General features: G+C 65.3%; 13 protein-coding genes. 3 read left to right on the forward strand and 10 right to left on the reverse strand.

Annotated features, from left to right (window positions below):
• Positions 1–52: 52 nt before the first annotated feature.
• The 5 genes from ARTSIC4J27_RS14160 to mfd form a co-directional block, all read right to left on the reverse strand.
• Positions 53–1,798 (reverse strand): ABC transporter permease, encoded by a 1,746-nt coding sequence (locus ARTSIC4J27_RS14160; RefSeq protein WP_161799578.1) that lies wholly within the window; start codon positions 1,796–1,798, stop codon positions 53–55.
• Between the two features lie 7 nt (positions 1,799–1,805).
• Positions 1,806–2,975, reverse strand: coding sequence for an ABC transporter ATP-binding protein (locus tag ARTSIC4J27_RS14165; RefSeq protein ID WP_083435467.1), 1,170 nt, complete (start codon positions 2,973–2,975; stop codon positions 1,806–1,808).
• A 49-nt stretch (positions 2,976–3,024) separates the two neighbouring features.
• Entirely contained in the window at positions 3,025–3,966 is a 942-nt protein-coding gene (locus ARTSIC4J27_RS14170) for an ABC transporter substrate-binding protein (protein ID WP_050055833.1), read from the reverse strand.
• Positions 3,967–4,668: 702 nt separating this feature from the next.
• Positions 4,669–5,481, reverse strand: coding sequence for a metal-dependent hydrolase (locus tag ARTSIC4J27_RS14175; RefSeq protein WP_050055834.1), 813 nt, complete (start codon positions 5,479–5,481; stop codon positions 4,669–4,671).
• A 6-nt stretch (positions 5,482–5,487) separates the two neighbouring features.
• Positions 5,488–9,177 (reverse strand): transcription-repair coupling factor, encoded by a 3,690-nt coding sequence (mfd, locus tag ARTSIC4J27_RS14180; protein WP_200900834.1) that lies wholly within the window; start codon positions 9,175–9,177, stop codon positions 5,488–5,490.
• A gap of 195 nt (positions 9,178–9,372) precedes the next feature.
• Between mfd and ARTSIC4J27_RS14185 the strand changes: the two genes are divergently transcribed.
• From ARTSIC4J27_RS14185 to ARTSIC4J27_RS14195, 3 genes are read left to right on the forward strand one after another with little or no spacing between them, the layout of a single operon-like run.
• Positions 9,373–10,881, forward strand: a complete 1,509-nt coding sequence (locus ARTSIC4J27_RS14185; protein ID WP_050055835.1) for an SDR family oxidoreductase — start codon at positions 9,373–9,375, stop codon at positions 10,879–10,881.
• Positions 10,882–10,924: 43 nt separating this feature from the next.
• Positions 10,925–11,422, forward strand: coding sequence for a DUF2505 domain-containing protein (locus tag ARTSIC4J27_RS14190; protein WP_050055836.1), 498 nt, complete (start codon positions 10,925–10,927; stop codon positions 11,420–11,422).
• Positions 11,423–11,426: 4 nt separating this feature from the next.
• Positions 11,427–11,648 (forward strand): SCO4848 family membrane protein, encoded by a 222-nt coding sequence (locus ARTSIC4J27_RS14195; RefSeq protein WP_050055837.1) that lies wholly within the window; start codon positions 11,427–11,429, stop codon positions 11,646–11,648.
• 81 nt (positions 11,649–11,729) lie between these two features.
• Here the strand turns inward: ARTSIC4J27_RS14195 and sufU are convergent, their stop codons facing one another.
• The 5 genes from sufU to pth all read right to left on the reverse strand — a co-directional run bounded on the left by sufU (position 11,730) and on the right by pth (position 20,137).
• A complete protein-coding gene (gene sufU / locus ARTSIC4J27_RS14200; protein WP_050055838.1) occupies positions 11,730–12,179 on the reverse strand; it encodes a Fe-S cluster assembly sulfur transfer protein SufU in 450 nt (149 codons plus the stop codon).
• A 22-nt stretch (positions 12,180–12,201) separates the two neighbouring features.
• On the reverse strand, positions 12,202–13,527 hold the full coding sequence (locus tag ARTSIC4J27_RS14205; RefSeq protein ID WP_050055839.1) for a cysteine desulfurase: 1,326 nt from the start codon (positions 13,525–13,527) through the stop codon (positions 12,202–12,204).
• Positions 13,528–14,031: 504 nt separating this feature from the next.
• A complete protein-coding gene (locus ARTSIC4J27_RS14210; RefSeq protein WP_407681135.1) occupies positions 14,032–16,635 on the reverse strand; it encodes a helix-turn-helix transcriptional regulator in 2,604 nt (867 codons plus the stop codon).
• 52 nt (positions 16,636–16,687) lie between these two features.
• Entirely contained in the window at positions 16,688–19,423 is a 2,736-nt protein-coding gene (locus ARTSIC4J27_RS14215; protein ID WP_050055841.1) for a helix-turn-helix transcriptional regulator, read from the reverse strand.
• A 123-nt stretch (positions 19,424–19,546) separates the two neighbouring features.
• The gene (gene pth / locus ARTSIC4J27_RS14220; protein ID WP_050055842.1) at positions 19,547–20,137 is read right to left on the reverse strand and encodes an aminoacyl-tRNA hydrolase; all 591 of its coding nucleotides are present in this window, start codon (positions 20,135–20,137) and stop codon (positions 19,547–19,549) included.
• Positions 20,138–20,217 lie beyond the last annotated feature (80 nt).

Raw genomic sequence — 20,217 nt, forward strand, 5'->3', positions numbered from 1 at the left:
GCAGAATCCAATGGCCATTGACAGGCGCTTCGTCTGAGGCCGGTTACTCGACTCAAAGCCGCTTTAGCGCACCCTTGCCCCCTAGGAGGAAGGCAAATGCCAGGCCCACCAACGAGACAACGGTCATGATCACCGCGATGACGGCAACTCTCGAATATGACCCGAATTCCAGCTCGTCGTACAGCTGAGTTCCCATCACCTGGGTTTTTGGTGACCGCACGAGCATCGATGCGGCAAATTCGTGGCTCAGCAGGAGGAACATCAGTGCTGCGGCTCCACCGAAGGCTGTGCGCATGAGCGGGACCAGAACGTGGAACGTCGTTCGCCCAATGCTCGCACCGGCCACCTGAGACGCCTCGATGTATTGCATACCGAGCGAAAGCATGGCAGAGGTTTGCAGTCGGGTCGCGAATGGGATCATTAGCGTGACGTAGACAGCGATGACCACCCAGGGCGTGCCGTATAGGTTGAGCGGAGCAGAACTGTAGGCCAGAAGGAAGCCCAGACCGAATATAGTCCCTGGTATGCCCAAGGGCATTGCAACGAATATGTCCAAGATGGCTTGAATAGGTCTAAAACGGCGCCCGTACACCAGCACCGCCGAACACAAGAAGCCGATTGGAGTGGCAATCAGGATTGCGACCAACGAGTATACGAGACTGTTTTGCACAGAATCGAGAATGGCTGGCGTAGCCAAAGCATCGGCGAAATGTTCCAGAGTGTAACTGGACGGCACGATCTCGGCCGACCATCGTGGTGAAAGCGCGACGATGGTGATGGCCGCCAGCGGCAATATGGCGGTGAAGAGAGTGTAAGCGCCGATCCAGAATGCGCCGGCCAATGAGGAGCGTCCCACGGGTCTGAACCCCTTGCCCCCGTGTGTTACGAACCTGCTCTGATTGCCAAGCAGCGCGCGCTGGCCGAAAACAATCAATATGCCAATAACGACCAACGGAGCGCCCAGTGCCGCCGCCGCATTGAAGTCGACGGGAACCGAGTTCAAATATCGGAAAATACGGGTTGTGATGACCTCGATACTGAGGTTTCGTCCGAGCAAGAGCGGTGCGGTGAACTGGCCCAAAGCCAAAAGGATCGATGTCGCCGTTGCGTAGACGAAGGCGGGGCGAACGAGTGGCAGAGTGACCCGAAAGAAAACTTCGGCTTTGGACGATCCGGAGACCTCGGCCGCCTCAATCAAGTCAGCGTTGATGCCCTGGAAGCCTGCGCTCATGAAGAGGTAAACAAAGGCCGCAATCTGGAGGCCCGTCGACAGGATGATCCACGGCGTGGTGTACACATCGATCGGTCCGGCAGACAGGTCCGACCACCAAGGCAATTCGCGGAGCAGCGTGTTGGCAAAGCCAACCCGTGGAGAGAAGAGAAAGATCCACCCCGTGATGCTTGCAACCGAAGGCAGGAGTATGGACAACACCGGCAGTGTTGACATCCAGCGAAGCCGTGGCGGAAGGCGCAGGGCGAACCACGCCAGCGCGGTACCCAGGACGAGCGCAAGGGCAACGGACGCGACGGTGAGCACGAGCGTTGTCCAAATCGCCTGCCAAATAAACGGATCTCCGAAGGCGGTTTGGTAGCCATCATTCAGAAATGATCGATCGACGATGAAATAAATCGGCCGTACGACAAGCGCCCCGACGAACAGGACGAACAGCACCAGACCTATAGTCCAGGCATGACGTGCTCGAAAGCGTCGAGGTGGCTTCTGCCCTGCGCGGCCCTGTGGTGAAACGCTTCCGGTGTCGGACTCGTCCACTCCGTGGTCTTGCATCAGCGAGTTCATCCCTGCGTCACCTGCTCGCTTTGTCTGCTGGCTCCAGCGCGAGGTGGCTGCCGTCCGCCTGGGTCGATGCTGGTGCAGGGGCCCCACTTGTCGGAAACAGCCTGGCATCCTTAGCCGAGAAGATCACCGTCGTCTCTGCGCCGATATCGTAGCGGTGGTCGCCCTCACCCGTAAGCGGAATACGGCAGGAGACCGTTTGAGCGTCGCGGAGTTCAACGATGACGTCTACCACAGCCCCGCCATATTCCACGTCGATGATGGTGCCACCCGTGATGCCCATCTCTCCAGGACTTAGTGACTCGACTGCCCCGACCCGGACTGCCTCTTGTCGCACCCGCAGGTTCGCCGTCGCCACAGTCACGTCTGGGACCTTACCTACGAGCTGCCCGGAGTCGCTGGCCCACCCCGAAGGCGTTCTGCGCAAGGGGATGCAGTTTCCCATTCCAATGAAGGACGCGACAAATTCTGTGGCCGGATTCTCATAAACTTCGCGCGGGCGATCCATCTGCTCAATCCGGCCTGCATTCATGATCGCCATGCGATCACCCAGCGCAAATGCCTCAGCCTGGTCATGGGTGACATACAGCCCCGTGAATCCGACACGCTGGTGCAACTGGTGAATTTCATTGCGCAGCGAGTCGCGCAATCTGGCATCGAGGTTCGATAGGGGTTCGTCGAATAACAACAGCGATGGCCGTGCAACGAGGGCTCGTGCCACGGCCACGCGCTGTTGCTGGCCTCCACTCAGTTGGGCCGGATACCGGTCCAGTAGGTCGGAACACTCAACGACGCGGGCCGCCTCATCAATCCAACCCTCCCGAAAGCCTTGCTTCAATTTGCGTGCCTTGAGCGGGTAACCGATGTTCCGGCGGACCGTCAAGTGGGGCCATAACGCGAACGATTGAAAGACCATCCCCACGTCGCGCCGATTAGGGCTGAGGTCGAGCCTTTGCGAGGTGTCGCAGACCACGTTGTCGCCGATACTGATCCGGCCAGCAGATGCCCGCTCCAGGCCGGCTACCATACGGAGCGTGGTCGTCTTGCCGCATCCGCTCGATCCGAGCAAGACCAACATCTCGCCGTCTTCAATCTCGAATGTCAGGTCGTTGACCGCCACAACTGGGTCGCGGCGACCGACGAACTCCTTACGCAGACCCTGAATCTTTAAGTTAGCCATAGTCTTATTTCCTGTCCGAGTGACTGCCGTTGACTCTTGGTTCCTCTAGTTACCCGGCCACGAGTTCGGCCCATCGCCGCTGGAACGCAACGAATTCGTCCTGTGGCAGCGGCTTATCCCGGACCAGCTCAATTCCCTCTGTGTCGTACAGCGTCGGTACCGGCAGGATTGGCAATTGCCCTCCCTGACCCACCACCTTCTGGCCTTCCTCGGACAGGAACCAGTTGGCCCAGACCCGTGCGGCGTTAGGGTGAGGGCCGTCCAGCACCGCCAACTCGGTGGGAATGGTGTAGGAGCCTTCGTAGAGCGTGAAATCAATGGGCGAACCGCCTTGTTGGGCTGTAATCACGTTCGCCACAGGAACGGGCAGCACCGCCGCAATCTCGCCCGCAGCCAAGGAGGTCACCGCTGGGTTTGAGCCGGGGTAGATTTTCGGATTCGCACCAGCCAAGAGCTTGTCGAGGAAACCCTCACCCGCTAAGTCCTCTGTTGCCATGTACAGACTCGCCACCGCCGGTCCAATGGAAGGGTCCGTTGCGCCCACCAGTGACGGGTCGAGTTCCAGATAGTCCTCCCAGGATGTGATGCCCTCCGGAAGCAGGTTGGTGTTCCAGGCCCACCCATACGGAACCGTTCCAATGTAAGCCGAGAAGGGTGTTCGCTGATTGACGGGACGGTCAAACTCAGGGACACCCACTGCCGGAACATTCAGTGGCAATAGTGCGCCCTTATCCGCGAAGCCGTCCACCACTATGTTCTGCAGGTTGTCGACCGCGTCTGCCACAACGTTTCCAGAAGCGATCTCAGCACCTAGACGCGCCTCGACATCAGCTGGACTCAGACGTACATAAGTGACGTCGATTTCGGGATAGGCTTTTTCGAACTCTTGGGGCAGCAACGTCGTCAGAGCCGCATTCATCGTTCCGTATACGACCACCTCGCCCTCCTTGTTTGCGGCTTCCACGACCTCGGCCCACTCGGCTTCGCTCATAATCTTGCCCACTTCAGTACTCGGACCCGAGGTCGAGTCGGGTGCAACCGCCGAACCGGCGCCCCCAGACGAGCATGCGGTCAGCATCAGCAGTCCGCAGCCGACAACTATGGATCCGCGTATTGCTTTGCCGTTCTTTGATCTACGCACAGCATTCTCCTTCGATCTTCATCGATCTTCGTAGGATTGGCTTCGAATTCAACGAGGCCCAAGGGGAGGACGATCCATCGACCCCGCATACAGGAACTAGGCCGATGGTACATGGTGTTTGAATACGATGTCTACTAGTCCCCAAGCGCGGCCACTTAGATTCAAGGTCCTCGACGGTCGAGCCTTTGACATCGTATCCAAGACCTGAAGCTCCGGGCTCAAGGACACCCTGCCGAGCGTCTCGTGATGGCCAGGCAGAGCAGATGGGCCACGCCGCGTTCCTGGAGCTACTGCTCTCCGATGAGTTCTCCCGCCGCCACTCCCGCTCCCCCTGGACCCCTTGAGCGCCTGGAAACGGACGTAACGGTGGCCCAGGGGACCAGAGTTTCGAAACCCCAGGGTTTTGAGAGAAATCGGTGTCGCGGATTGTGAACAGGAGTGCTGAGCAAACGGGCTCTTGCGCAGGAGTACCGGCCAGGCACTGATCAAAACTTGTCTGCACAAACCCCGGAATTCAGCGGGATTATGTGCAGTTGGCTTCTGAAAAAGGCATTAGAACCAGATGCGGGTCCAGGCTTCGGCTGCGGCCGCCACACTGGTCCAGTGGCTCCTGGCCAGTGCCCAGCCGGCCACGCACAACCCCACCATCGCATAGGCGCTCACGGGAATGAGCAGCAGCCATTCGCGTTTAGACCCCGCCCGGCCGAGCAACGGCAGGGACAGTGCGCCGTTGGGCCGCCATACCTGGCGCAGCAGCGGCAGCCGGCGCAGCGCTTTGGGCGGCCGGATCACCAGGGGCCACAGCAGGGGCACGCCGTTTGTGGTGATGAGGTCCCCCACAATGTGGACCACCACGCCCGTCAGCATTGAGACGGGCAGCCAGGTCCACTGGTCCGGCGCGAACCAGGTGACAAGCCCGGCCATGGTCAGTGCGAAGATCCAGTTGCTGATGAACCCCGCCTTCGGGAACAGCTTCAGCGCTTTGGCCGCGATGTTGATCATAAACATGCACAGCAGTCCGGCCCCCACGGACAGCAGGCCCCACTGGGTCTGCACTTGGATCTGGCCGGCCAACGTGGCCAGCAGCACAAAGAAGGCAGCTCCAAGGACGGAGTGCGTGCCCTGCCGGTGCCCGCCGCTCGCATTCTCAATCCCGACGGCGATCACATTGGACAACGGCGGCAGGGAATTCGCCACCGTACTGTGCCGGTGGTCCCAGTCGCAGACCAGGGCAGTACCCGCCGTCGCCATCCCGCCGATCAGGATCCCGGTGGCGTCCAGCGGATACCAGCCAAGGGTGTACGGCCCCGTTGAGGCAATAGCTACCCACGCCGCGGCTCCGGCCGCGGCGTGATGTCCTCCCATCAAGTCCTAACCCACCGCCAGCGGTGCGTCGGAGAAGATATTGCGGATGACGCCGTTGGCCCATTCCAGGATTTCCGCATCCTGCAGGTCACGGCCGCCGATCTTCGCCGTTTTCGGTTTGGGGATCAGCACGGCGTCGAGGGCGGGCTTGGACTGGGAGCCCGGATACATCCGGTTCAGGCGCATCACCTTGGACTCGGGAAGAGTGGCCGGCGAGAACTTGATGAAGTTGCCCTGCAGCGCGACGTCGGACAGGCCGGCTTCCCTGGCGCCCACCCGGAAGCGGGCCACTGCCACCAGGTTCTGGGCGGGCAGCGGGGGCTCACCGTACCGGTCCACCAGCTCGGCCAGGACTTCGTCAATGGCCTCATTGGTGAGGGCTGCCGCCAGCTTGCGGTAGGCCTCCAGCCGGAGCCGCTCCCCCGGCACGTAGTCGTGCGGAAGGTGCGCGTTGACCGGCAGTTCGATCTTCATCTCGGCGGCCTTCTCCTCGGCCTCGCCGCGGAAGTCGGCCACAGCCTCGCCCACCAGGCGGATGTAAAGGTCGAAGCCCACACCCTGGATGTGCCCGGACTGTTCGCCGCCCAGTAGGTTGCCGGCGCCACGGATTTCGAGGTCCTTCATGGCCAGCTGCATACCGGCACCCAGCTCGTTGTGCGTTGCCACCGCCTTGAGCCGCTCCAGCGCCACTTCGCCCAGCGGTTTCTCCGACGGGTAGAGGAAGTAGGCGTAGGCACGCTCACGGCCGCGGCCCACGCGCCCGCGGAGCTGGTGAAGCTGGGACAGGCCGTACTTGTCCGCGCCGTCCACGATCAGGGTGTTGGCGTTGGAGATGTCAAGGCCGGTTTCGATGATGGTGGTGCACACCAGCACGTCGAACCGCTTTTCCCAGAAGTCCACGATGATCTGCTCCAGGCGGCTTTCGGACATCTGCCCGTGGGCCACCTCCACCCGTGCTTCCGGGACGAGCTCACGGATCTTGGCAGCGGTGCGTTCGATGGTGGATACCCGGTTGTGGACCAGGAACACCTGGCCTTCGCGCATCAGCTCACGCCGGATGGCGGCGGAGGTCTGCTTGTCGGTATAGGGCCCGACGTAGGTCAGGACCGGGTGCCGTTCCTCCGGCGGAGTGGCCAAGGTGGACGTTTCCCTGATTCCGGTGAGGGACATCTCCAGGGTGCGGGGAATCGGAGTGGCGCTCATGGCCAGCACGTCCACGTTGGTGCGCATCTTCTTCAGCGCTTCTTTGTGCTCGACGCCGAAGCGCTGCTCCTCATCCACGATCACCAGGCCCAAATCCTTGAACTCGAAGTCCTTGGACAGCAGCCGGTGGGTGCCGATCACCACGTCCACGGAACCGCTCTTGACGCCTTCCACCGTCTCCTTGGTTTCCTTTGTCCCCTGGAACCGGGACAGGGCCTTGACCCGCAGCGGGAATCCGGAGAAGCGCTCGGTGAACGTTTCGTAGTGCTGCTGGGCGAGCAGGGTGGTGGGCACCAGCACTGCCACCTGCTTGCCGTCCTGGACCGCCTTGAATGCGGCGCGCACGGCGATCTCGGTCTTGCCGTAGCCCACGTCGCCGGACACCAGCCGGTCCATGGGGATCTCGCGTTCCATGTCCGCCTTGACCTCGTTGATAGTGGTCAGCTGGTCCGGCGTCTCCACGTAGGGGAAGGCTTCCTCGAGCTCGCGCTGCCAGGGGGTATCCGGGGCGAAGGCGTGCCCGCGGGAGGCCATCCGGGCCGAATACAGCCGGATCAGCTCGCCCGCGATCTCCTTGACCGCCTTCCGGGCCTTGGACTTGGTGCTGGCCCAGTCCGCGCCGCCCATCTTGCTGAGCACCGGGGTATCGCCACCGACGTAGCGCGTCACCTGGTCCAGCTGGTCCGTGGGGACAAACAGCCGGTCCCCCGGGGCGCCGCGCTTGGACGGCGCGTATTCCAGGACCAGGTACTCGCGAACTCCGTCACCGCCGCCGGCAACCTTGCGCTGGATCAGTTCCACGAACTTCCCGATGCCGTGCTGTTCGTGCACCACATGGTCACCTGCCACCAATTGCAACGGGTCCACGGCATTACGCCGCTTGGAGGGCATGCGCCGCATATCCTTGGTGGATCCGGCGGAGGTCCGGCCCAACAGGTCGGCTTCGGTGAGCAGGCCGAGCTTCAGCCCGTCCAGGACAAAACCGCGTCCGACGGCGGCAGTGGTCACCTCGATGATGCCCGGCTGGGGTTCGTGGTCCAGGCTGTCCACCCTGGCGCAGGGGATGTCCGCGTCGTGGAACAATTCGGCCAGGCGCTGGGCGGGGCCGGGGCCCTCGGTGGCCACCACGATCCGCCACTGGTCGCGCACATGGGACCCGATGAAATCCATCATTTCCGCGACGTCGCCCTGGTAGCCGCGCGGCTCGCGGGCGTGCAGGTTCAGGACGTCGATCTCGGGCAGCAGTTCCTCGTCCTGGGCCAGCGACGTGATGGACCACCAGGAGACACCATGCTCCAGGGAGGAGGTGCGGGTTTCCGTCAGTGACCGGAAGCTGGCGGAGTGGAGGGCAGCGCTTGCCTGCGAGCTGAGGTCCAGCGGCGCGGTCCCGCCGTCGGACGCCGTGGACCAGGCCGCTTCCAGGAATTCCTCATTGGTTGCGGCGAGGTCGTGGGCGCGGGTGCGGACCTTCTCCGGTTCGATGACAACGGAGATGGAACCGGCGGGCAGCTGCTCCACAAACGGGACCATGGCGTCCACCAGCACCGGCGCCAGGGACTCCATGCCTTCCACGGTGATGCCGCCGGCGATTTTCTCGAGCATGTCCGCTGCCGCCGGAAGCTGCGCCTTGAGCGTGGCGGCGCGGGACATCACGGACGGGGTGATGAGGATTTCGCGGCACGGCGGCGCGTGCAGTTCGGTGGGGTGGTGCAGTCCGGGTGAGGACAGCGAGCGCTGGTCTGCCACGGCGAACCAGCGCATCTGATCCACTTCGTCACCGAAGAATTCCACCCGGATGGGATGGTCTTCAGTGGGCGGGAAAACGTCGATGATGCCACCGCGGACGGCGAACTCGCCGCGGTGGGTCACCATGTCCACCCGGGCGTAGGCGGCGTCGGCCAGGCTGCGGACCACGTCGGTGAATGGCTTCTCCTGGCCCACCTTCAGAGTGACGGGGACCAGCTCGCCGAGGCCGGCAACGACGGGCTGGACCACGGCGCGGACGGGCGCCACCACTACCCGGAGGGGACCCGCCGTCGAGGTTTCCGGGTGCGCCAGCCGGCGCAGGACGGACAACCGCCGCCCTACCGTGTCCGAGCGCGGCGAAAGCCGTTCGTGCGGGAGCGTTTCCCAGCTGGGGAACTCGGCCACGGCATCCGCGGGCAGGTAGGCGCGAAGGGCAGCGGTAAGGTCCTCGGCTTCCCGGCCGGTAGCGGTGACGGCAAGCACCACGCCCGGCCCGGCACCATCCGCTCCCCCGACTGCGGCAGCCACGCCGTCGGCCATCTCGGCAAGCAGCACGGGCCGCAGCCCGGCCGGGGCACTGATCTGGTAATCCTGGCCCCGGACGGCGAAGCCGCGGGCAGCCTCCGCACGGACCCGGGCGAAGGTCTGGTCCGCGGCGAGGGCGCGGCGCAACCCCTCCAGCGAAGGGCCTACGCTGGGTTTACCGGTGCTGGCTGTGCCGGCGGTGGACGGGCCGGGAAGGCTCATGGCAGAAGCTCCTGTGGTGTTACGAAAAGCAGGCAACGCGAAAACCCGAAATTCGCTGCGAATCCCGGGTGATCCCAGCCTACCCCCAGCCGGGGACATGCAGCCGTCCAGGGCTGCCGCGGCTCCGAACCCCCTACAGGATGGGAGTCGCGGGGCAAGACGTGGAACAAGCGACACAGGACGAAAGGACACAGCATGAGCGTAACCAGCAACACCGGGCAGTCCGGAAAAACTGTCCTGGTGACCGGCGCCACCGGCTACATCGGCGGCCGCCTGGTGCCCAGGCTCCTGGATGAGGGGCACACGGTCAAGGTCCTGGTCCGCTCCCCCGGCAAGATCGCCGGCGTCCCGTGGCGGGACAAGGTGGAAGTGGTGGAAAGCAGCCTGGACGACGGCGGGGCGCTCCGGGCGGCGCTGGCCGGCGTGGACGTCTTCTACTACCTGGTGCACTCCATGGCAGCCGGTGCCGGTTTTGAAGCCAAGGAACAGGCGATGGCACGGACTGCTGCCGGGGCCGCGGCCGCCGCCGGCGTGGACAGGATTGTCTACCTGGGCGGGCTCCATCCCAAGGGCGTGGAGCTTTCCACCCACATGCGTTCCCGGGAGGCCGTGGGCCAGGTATTCCTGGACAGCCCGGTGGATGCGGTTGTCTTCCAGGCCGGGGTGGTCATCGGCTCGGGTTCGGCATCCTTCGAGATGATCCGTCACCTCGCCGAAACGCTGCCGCTGATGCCGGCGCCAAGCTGGGTCCGCAACCGGATCGAGGCCATCGCGGTGCGCGATGTCCTGTACTACCTCGTCGCCGCGGCGTCCCTGGACGGGGCGCTTAACCGCACCTTCGACGTCGGCTGCCGCCAGGTCCTCACCTACGCCGGCATGATGCAGGAATACGCCGCGGAAGCGGGCCTGCCCTACCGGCCGGTGCTGGCCCTGCCTGTTCCGGCACCCAAGCTGGCCGGCATGTGGGTGGCCCTGACCACCCCCATCCCGCTGTCCATGGCAGTTCCGCTGGTCCAGTCGCTGCAGCACGACGCCGTGTCCAACGAGCAGGACATCGACCGGTACATTGCGCAGCCCGACGGCGGCCTGACCGCCTACCGCACCGCCGTCGCCCTTGCCCTGGGGAAGGAACGCGACGGCCAGGTGGAGACCACGTGGGCCAGCGCCGGCGCTTCCTCCGATCCCCTGCCGAGTGACCCGGACTGGGCCGGGCACAAGGTGTACATCGACGAACGGACTTTCCATGGCGACGTCGATCCGGCGCATGTCTGGACGGTCATCGAGGGCATCGGCGGACGCAACGGCTGGTACTCCCTGCCGCTGGCCTGGCAGGTGCGCGGCTGGCTGGACAAGCTGACGGGCGGGGCCGGACTGCTCCGGGGACGCAGGCACCCGCATACCCTGGCCACCGGTGAAGTGGTGGACTGGTGGCGGGTGGAACGGATCGAGCGTGGGAAGCTGCTGCGGCTCCGGGCCGAAATGCGGGCCCCGGGACGCGCCTGGCTGGAACTGTCAGTCGAGCCGGACGGGGAGGGCAGCCGTTACCGGCAGCGGGCCATCTTCTTCCCCAAGGGGCTCAGCGGGCGGCTGTACTGGCTCGCGGTCCTGCCGTTCCACAGCCTGATCTTCCCGGCCATGGCCAAGAATATCACCAGCACAGCACGGAAGCTGGTGGATGCGGAGCCGGGCGCCCGGACCCCGTAGGATGTTTGGAGCCTAATCCGACCCCCACGTCCCAGGAGGACCCATGGCCCTGAGCGCATCCACCACCCTTCCGCACTCCGTACCCAGCGTTGCAGCTGTCCTGGTGAACGAGGATTTCCAGCGCCACGTCAGCCAGCTCGTCGGCGGCAGCCTTGAATCCTTCACCGTCGACGGCGACGTTGCCGGCGCGTTCAGCGCCACGTCCGTGCGGACCCTGCCCACCACCCGCCTGCCGGAGATCGCCCGCAAGTTCGTGGGCGAGCACCTGAAAGTGACGCAGGTGGAGAACTGGGACGCCCCCGCCGCGGACGGCTCCCGGCAGAGCAACATCTCCCTGAAGATCGCCGGCGCCCCCGTCGACGTCACCGCCGTGCAGCGGCTGGTAGCTGCCGACGGCGGCACCCGCGTGGAGCTTGAGGGCGCCGTCAAGTCCTCGGTACCGTTCCTGGGCGGAAAGATCGCCGACGCGGCCGAGCCGATGGTTGCCAAGGCCCTGAACCTGCAGGCCCAGCAGGCACAGGCCTGGCTGGAAAGCCACTAGTCGCGTGGAACTGCCCGTCTTTGCCGCGCTGGTACTGGTTGTTGCCGGCATCTGGTCACTTGTGGTCTGGCCGCAGTTCCTGCGCCGGGTCATGAAGGATCCGCGTGCCCGGGACGCCGCCGGCAAGGCCACGAAGTTCCTCACCGTGCATGTGGTGCTGGTGACCATCTCGATGGTGCTTGGCGCAGCCACGGCCGTGATCGGAATTATGGGGCTGGTCAGTTAGGCCCCCCTCTTTAAAAGGCTGCGGCCCTCTTCCCCTGGGGAGGAGGGCCGCAGCCTTTTAAACAGCTGACGGCAGGGTGTGTCAGGCGGCCTGGTTGAGCGCGTCCTCAGCGGCAACCCAGGAAATCATGGCGCACTTGACCCGGGCGGCGTACCGGGCCACTCCCTCAAAGGCTGCCGCATCGCCCAGCAGCTCCGGGTCTGCGGAGATCTTGCCCCGGGACCTCAGGACCTCGCGGAAGCTGTCAATCACCTCGTGAAGTTCCGCCACCGTCATTCCCTCTGCCAGCTCGGTGAGGACGGAGGCGGACGCCATGGAAATGGAGCAGCCCGCGCCGTCCCAGGCAACCTGTGCCACTTTTCCGTCGCTGACTGCCAGGCGCAGTGTCACTTCGTCGCCGCAGACCGGATTGAGCTGGTGCGACTGGCCCGTGGTGGCGCCGTCAGGGGCCTCGGTGCCGGCCAGTCCGCTGCCGTGCCGGGCTTTGGAATGATCGAGGATAATCTGCTGGTACAGCTGGTCGAGGCTCATGGTTTTACCTTCACGGTGGGGTTTAGGCGCGGAAATAGGCGCGCACGCCGGCCACGGCTTCGAGGAACTGGTCCACGTCGGCAGTGGTGTTGTACAGGTAGGCGCTCGCCCTGGTGGTGGCTGTCAGCCCGAGCCGGCGGTGCAGCGGCTGTGCACAGTGGTGGCCAACACGGACGGCGATACCCCTGGAGTCCAGGAACTGGCCCACGTCGTGGGCGTGCACCCCGTCCACGTCGAACGCGGCGAGGCCGATCCGGTCCTGCCCGGCGGCCGGGCCCAGGACCCGGATGCCCGGGATGGACTCCAGCCCGGCGACCATCCGCTGGCCAAGCTCAGACTCCCACCGGTGGATCCGGTCCAGCCCTGTTTCCGTCAGGTAGTTCACGGCCGCGGCCAGCGCCACCGCCTGCGAAATCCGTTGGGTTCCGGCTTCGAAGCGCTGGGGCGCCGGGAGGTAGTCGGCCCGCTCCATGGTCACTGTGGTGATCATGGAACCGCCGGTCAGGAACGGCGGCAGGATGTCCAGGAGGTCCTGCTTCCCGTAAAACACGCCGATTCCCGTGGGTGCAAGCATCTTGTGCCCGGAGAACACGGCAAAGTCCACGTCCAGCTCTTTGACGTCCAGCGGCATGTGCGGGGCCGACTGGCAGGCGTCCAGTACCACCAGGGCGCCGGCTTCCCGGCCGATGGCCGCGAGTTCACGGACCGGGTTGATGGTGCCCAGGACGTTGGAGGCATGCGTGAAAGCAAGTACCTTTGTCCGGCCGTTCACAGTGTCCCGCGCCAGGTCCATGCGGAGGCTGCCGTCGTCGTCCACGGGGATGTACCGCAGGGTGGCCCCGGTGCGGAAGGCCAGCTCCTGCCAGGGTATGAGGTTGGCGTGGTGCTCCATTTCGGTCACCACGATTTCGTCGCCCGGGTTCAGGGCGAGCTCCTTGAGCCGGGCGTCGCCCCTGCCCTGGGCAGCCCACAGCCCGGCGTTGGACAGGGCGTAGCTGAGGAGGTTCAGGCCCTCGGTGGCGTTGGAAGTCCAGACGATCTCTGAATAGTCGGCACCCACGAAGTCCGCCACGGTCTGCCGGGCATCCTCGAAGGCTTCGGTGGCTTCCACTGCGAGGTGGTGGGCGCCGCGGTGGACCGCGGCGTTGCGCTGCTCGTAGAACTCCTGCTCCGCTTCGATGACGCTGAGCGGATTCTGCGAGGTGGCTCCGGAGTCCAGGTAGATCAGCGGGCGTCCGTTGACCTGCTGGTCCAGGACCGGGAAGTCGTTGCGGATGCGCTGCACTTCGGCGTCATCCATGACCGGCACGGCACGTTCCAGTGTGGCTGGCGTTGATACTACGGCCAAAACAAACTCCTTGAAATGCCAACGGATGACACTTAATTGTCCCACAGCACGGCTGTGGCGGCCGCCCGGAGGGGCAGCCGCCACAGTCGTTCCGGGCTTCAGCCCGCGGAGTGGAGGGCCGGCGACGGCTGGGGGGAGAGTCTCGGTCTCAGAAGACTCTGACGTCGCCGGCCCCGTCCAGCCCGGTCCCGAAGGACCGGAAGTTGTTGGATACGGAGGCCTTGTTGTTCTCGCTGCTTTGGCTTCTTTCGTGCCGCTTGCTTTGCTTCCATAAGTAAATACTCCGGCGCCACCCTGCACACGAGTAGGGTGTACTCGAATTCGTCCGCGGGCTACTACCTATGGGCCGCTGATACCCGGAAGGCTCCGAAAGTCGGGCGGGCGGGTCTGCCCGCTGTGCCGGCAGAGGGCATGGGCAGGCCCGGCGGGTGTGCCGGCAAAGGGCATGGGCGGGCCGCGCCCGTCCTCTCGAGAAGCCTTGACCGGGGCGCCGCTCCAGGGGGCCTATTTGGGCAGGGCGGACTCCAGCTCGTCACGGCTCCGCACGCCAAGCTTGACGTAGGTACGGTACAGGTGGCCCTCCACCGTCCGCACGGACACCATCAGCCGCTGGGCGATTTCGCGGTCCGTGAGGCCCTGGACAGCCAGGCCCACGATGTCCTGTTCACGCCGGGTGAGGTGGACGGCGGGAGCCGCGGCGATGAAGCGGCCTTCCCGGAACCTCTCACCCAGTTCGTGGTCGCATTTCTCGCGCAGGGCCACGGCCTGCCGGGAGCGCCTGCGTTCCCCCGCCTGCTCCAGGAGGGTGCTGGCGCGGGCGTAAGCTTCCCGTGCCAGATTCACGAATCCTGATTCCTCGAGGCCGGCGGCTGTTTCCATCAGGGCGTCCCCGTCAGCTTTTTCCCACCGGGTGGCCAGGACCAGCATGGCCTGCGCCCAACGGCCCTCGACAGTCTGCGCGACTGTCTGCACCATCGGGATGACCGAGGGGTCGCCCAGGTCCCAGCAGATAGCCAGGAGTTCGAGCAGGGTTCCGGCCCTCGCGGTGGCATCCGGCGTGGTGGCCAGCGTGTGCAGCGCGGCGAGGCCCTTGCCGTCCCGGGACAGGTACTCTGCGGCGGCAGCACTGTAGGCCGCGGCGAGCAGCTCGTGGGCGGGGCCGCCTGTGGCAGCGTCGCTGTAGTCCTGTTCCAGGCGCTGCGCCTGTGCGGTGTCCCCCAGCCGTGCGGCAACGTAAAAACCCAAGGCGGAACCGAGGCGGAAAAGTTGCAGCGGATCGTTCAACCGGAGCGCCTCCACGGCCGGGAGCAACACCTGGTACGCACGCTCCATCCGGCCCTGCCGCAGCAGCGAGTATCCGCGCAGCACCTGGAGGCTACCGTTGAACGTGGCAGCCCCCAGCGAATGGCTGGTCCCGTAGTTGTCGAGTTCACGCTCCGCTGATTCCCATTCGCCCATGGCAAGGTAATCGGCCACCAGCCGGCCCAGCACAAACTCCGTGTAGAAGAACAGGCTGTCCTCCAGCGGGGGCAGCTCGGAAGCGGCCAGCAGCGCCGAATCCAGGCCTTCGGAAGCGCGGCCGGCAGCAGCCAGGGCGTGCGCCAGGAGCGCCTCCCCCAGGGTCCGCACGGGTTCGCCTCCGCCGTCCGGGGAGGCAGTGTTCCTGATCTCCCGGACCTCGGTGGCCAGCGCTTCGGCGTCCACGTCCGCGCCCAGTTCCAGGAGGCGGAGGAGGCGCAGGAGATGATCATGCGCGGACCGGTCCCCCTCAACCGTTTGATGGACGTGTTCCCGCATGTCCTCGGCGAGGACGTTGAGCGGGGCGCCTTGTGCCTGGTGGGCGGCTGCACGGAGCAGGACGACGGCGGGACCCTCCGCGGTACAGGACAGTTCCCGCCAGCAGGCGTCAAGAAGATTGGCGGCCTGCCCGTACATGCCCTCGTTGTACAGCGCCCGGGCCTGGACGGCTTTGGCCAGGGGTATCAGTTCGGGGTCACGGACTTTGGCGGCGATAGTGCGCGCACTGTCGTTGCGGAACCGGCGCAAGGCTTCGCGGGCGGCCTGCAGCATCTCGTGGTCAGGGATCCGCAGGCCAACCTCAAAAGCCCACTCGACGGAGCGGAGCATGCCCTCCCCGTGCAGGGCTGTGCTGTCCTGGTGGGCCCGGATCCGTTCCAGCAGTTGAAGGCTCCGGGACACCGAGAGGGTGTTCCTGATGGCCTTGGCGAACAGGGCGTTCCAGATGGAGAGTTCGGCCGGAACACCGGAACTCTCGGAGACCATCTGCTGGTCAATGAGGGACCGGACCACGGTGGCCCCGCTGATCTCCTCAATCACCTTCCGGCCTACCGGACCGGCGAGGGCGATGAGCTTCAAGGCCTCCTGTTCCTCCGGCGACCGCCGCAGATGGTCCTTGGTCACCACGGCCGTGAGCTGCGGTCCGTCAGCCGGCAGGGGGCCGAGCAGTACCCAGATGCCGTTGCGCTTTGCCAGGACACCGGATTCGGCGGCATCGTGCAGCAGTGCGTCCAGGAGCCGCGGATTGCCGCCGGACGCGTGCCAGACGGAGTCGACCGTGGCGGGCGGGACAGTCCCGTCCAGGACGTGGGCCAGTACCTCTTCAATCTGTTCCCGGTTCAGCGGCCGGAGATCCACCCGCTCCGCCAGGCCGTCGTACCAAAGCTGGTCCAGCGGCTGCGGGAGCCCGGGCCGCGGCCTGGCAGCGGCCACCACCGTAGCCCAGCCGGCAGAGATGAGGTCCGCCAGGACGCCGGCGGAGGCCTCGTCCAGGTGGTGCGCGTCATCCACCACGAGCAGGACCGGGGCGCCGCTGCCTGCCTTCAGCTTTTCAAAGTAGGTCCACATGGACCGCAGGACCGCTACCGGCGAGACGGACTCTTCAGCGGTCAGGTCTCCCGTGTAAGGGGTGAGGACACCAAAAGGCACGGCTGCCAGGGCCGAGCTGCCGTGGATCTGGAGGATATTCATCTGCCCGGCCAGGCGCTCGGCGATCGCCTCACTCAGGGAGGTTTTCCCGATACCGGGCCCGGCCATGAGGAATACCGCGTGGCTGGTGCCGTTCCTGACTATGTTGCAGATCCGTTCCAGCGGCTCCCGCCGTCCGGTGAGGGCGCGGTGGGCCGTTGCCGGTTTGTGGCCGTTAGACGAGTCCAGTCAGATCACCCCTGGAAGTTACGCCGAGCTTGGTGAAGACCTGGTACAGGTGGCCTTCAACTGTCCGGACTGATACGCCCATTTCCAGGGCAATATCACGGTTTGAGGCGCCCCGGCCGGCGAGCCGCGCGATCTGGCGCTCCCGGGCGGTAAGCAGCGGGCTGCCGCTGCTGGGCACGATGGGCAGATTAGCTACGGTGGCAGCGAGGATGTCCAGCCGGGCCTGGGCGGTCCGGGCCGAGACCGCATCCCCGTCCTGCCGGGCGAAGTCCACGGCCAGCGCCATGCAGCGGGCCTCCACGGCGTCCAGTTCCAGCGTGGCCGCCAGTTCGCCGGCCGCGAGTAGGGTCTTGGCGTCCTTGGTCCTGCTGCCCACCGCAATGAGCCGGGAGACTTCTGCCAATGGGCCCTGGCGGTGGCTCGCGATGTCCTCCAGCAGGCGGAAGTCGGCATCACTGCCGTTGACCGTCGCAGCGAGAAGGCTGATCCCTGCCAGGGTGTAGGAGCCTGCTTTGATGTTCCGTTGGGCAGACTGCTTGAGTCCGGCAACCGATTCGGAGTCACCCAGCCAGCGCCCGGCAACCAGGGCACAGAACTCAATAACGTTCTCGGCCGCGAAACTGGATTTACCGGTGGTCCTTTGCAGCTTTGCCAGGTACTTGCGCGCCTGTGGCGCGTTGCCCGTCTGGGCGTATGCCAGGGCCGTTGCCGCATACGCCGTGCGAAGGGCGGCCTGGGCAGGCTGGAGTTCCAGCTGGGCCACCGCCGAAATCAGCGGATCCAGGGCAGCGCCGCCACGGCCGGAGTAGACATAGGCAAGGCCTGCGCCAAGTTCCGAGGCAGCGCTCCGGTAAGGCATCCGGTCTGATTCGCCGTCGACATGCGGGCCGACGAGATCGATGCAGCGCCGCCACTGCCCGGCCATCAGCAGCACCACGAACGCCTCCCTGGTGTACTGCTCGCGCAGGCCCACCACGTGTGATGCATCCGTGATCTGCCCGCCCAGCCGCCGCATCAGGCTCAACGCATCCATTTCCCGGCCTGTCAGGGACAGCGCAGTCATCAGGATGACGGACGCCTGCATCCGGTAGGACATGTCCGGATTGCGGGCCGGATCCGCTGCGGCTTCGAGCTCCGGAATCATGGCGGCATAGTCACCGGCGAAGGCACGGTATTCGAATCCGCTCAGCGCTACCCGGTTTGCTGCGCATACCGTCGGATGCGGCCAGGCAGCCTGGCTCCCGGCCGAATCCAGCCTTTCCCGGGCGTCGGCAAGAAGGGCAGGAACCTTGCCTGCGTGCTCCGGCAGCCACAGCATAACGCGGGCCTTGGCCGCGACAACCCGTGCGTATTCTTCGACGCCCACGCTCTCCAGTTCGGGCTGCGAGATGTCATCCAGGGCTGCCAGGGCCTGGACGGGGAGGTCGAGCTGAAGGTATGCCGCGGCTTTGTGACGCTGGGCCGGCACCCACTGCGTGTCTGTCCTCTTGAGCATGTCCGCGTAGGCCAGGGCGTAGCGGGGGTCAAAAAGCTGGACGGCAGCTTCGGCGGCGGCGAGGGCAAGGGCAGGGCTGAGCTCGGCTTCGCATTCATGGGTCCAGGCGGCGAAGGCCATCAGCTCATCGACCGTCATTTCCGCCGGATCGGGTTCCGTCCCGCCGAGCAGCCCGCTGCGGAGCTCGCGCCGCCGGGCGATGCTCAACCAGGAGCGCACCACATCGCCGATGTATTTCTCCCGCAGGGACACCCAGCGGTGGTCGGAGTCGTCGATCTCCAGCAGGCCCGCGTCCTCCATGTCGGCCACTACGTCGGAACTGTAGATGGCCGTGAGCCTGGAGAGTTCCACCCGCCGGGCACAGGAGAGCATTTCGATGACTTCCCGCGTTTCCGGAGTCTCCCTGGACCAGCGCGAGCGGACGATGTCATCAAGGCTGGCGGCGCCGTCGAGCACCACTTTGTCGCGGAGGGTCCAGACGGAGTCGGACAGGACCAGGTTTCCCGAGAGTTTTTGCTCGGTGACCAGTGCCTTCAGCAGCAGCGGGTTGCCGCCCACCATGTGGTGGTAGGTGTTGACCAACGAGGCGGAGACCCGGTGGCCCAGCAGGGACAACAGCACCTGCCGGGTCTGCAGCTCGTTCAGGTTGCTGAGCCGGACCTCGGTGAGGCGCCGGTCCGTGAGCAGCCAGTGGAAGTCGGGCGGAAGGTCGCTGATCTTCGGTGCGACGGCGATGATCCTGGCGGTGCCGGTCAGGAGTACGTTCAGGAGCACCCCGGCGCTCATGTCGTCGATGCTTCCGGAGGTATCAAGGGTGATGACGCAGGGCCGTCCGCCGGCATCGCTCCGGATCAGCGACGTGATGCCGCGCAGGATGGCCGTGGGTGAGCCCATGTAGGCCTGTGGGAGGCGGGCCAGCAGGAAGGAGAGACAACCGTAGGGCGTGTTGGCGCCGGCCGGACCGCTGCGGAGTTGGAGCGACCAGGCATCGGGACCAAGGTCAGCCACGGCAGCCCGGGCCAGTGACGACTTCCCCACGCCGCGGCCACCGGTGATCACAACGCCGAGGGAATTTTCGTTGGTCAGCGCTGCCCGGACGGATTCAAGGTTTGCGCTGCGGGCCGGGGCAGACCAATGCTGCCCCTCGGGTACCCCGGAGGTTTCCTTCTGCAGCCCAGCGCCCGGAGGTGTTGACCCACGTCCCCAGCTGAGTGGCTCGATTGACATGAACTTATCCCCTACGTCCCCTGATAGCGGGATGTAGCCCCATTGCTCCCCCGCCTTGGAGACAGAGTACCTCGTGGGACAGACAAGGAAACAGGTTCGGGCGACTTTAAGTTTTTTGTGTTGTTATTGCCCGGACTTGGCAGGATGGAATTTCTGCTGCGCCTGCAGCAGCCCGTCCCGCACCAGCAACTCCACGGCATCAGCGGCCTCGTCGAGGAGGAAGGGCAACTCTTTGAGCTCGGCAGTACCGAAATCGCGCAGCACGAAGTCGGCGGTGTCCATCCGTCCCGGCGGGCGGCCCACTCCCACCCGGACCCGGAGGTAGTCCTTGGTGCCGAGCGCCTTGGAGATGTCCCGCAGGCCATTATGGCCGCCCTCGCCTCCGCCCAGCTTGAGCTTGACCGTGTTGAAGGGGATGTCGATTTCGTCGTGGACGGCCACCACGCAGTCCGGTCCGATGCCGTAGAAGTTTGCCAGGGCCGCCACCGGGCCGCCGGAGACGTTCATGTAGCTCATGGGTTTGGCCAGCACCACCCGCGGCCCCCCGATGCCAAGCCGTCCCTCCACCACCTGGGCACGCGCCTTGTGGGTCTTGAACCCGGCCCCCACCCGGCCTGCGAGTTCGTCAAGCACCATCTGGCCGACGTTATGCCGGTTGCCTTGATACTGGGCGCCGGGGTTTCCGAGGCCGACGATCAGCCAGGTGTCAGTCATGGGTCAATCCTAAAGTGGAGTGTTGGGAGGCGCGGCGAGTCGGGCGCAGACGACAGTGGCCGGACCCCTGGGGGTCCGGC

The organism is Pseudarthrobacter siccitolerans, from assembly GCF_001046895.1.
Lineage (GTDB): Bacteria > Actinomycetota > Actinomycetes > Actinomycetales > Micrococcaceae > Arthrobacter > Arthrobacter siccitolerans.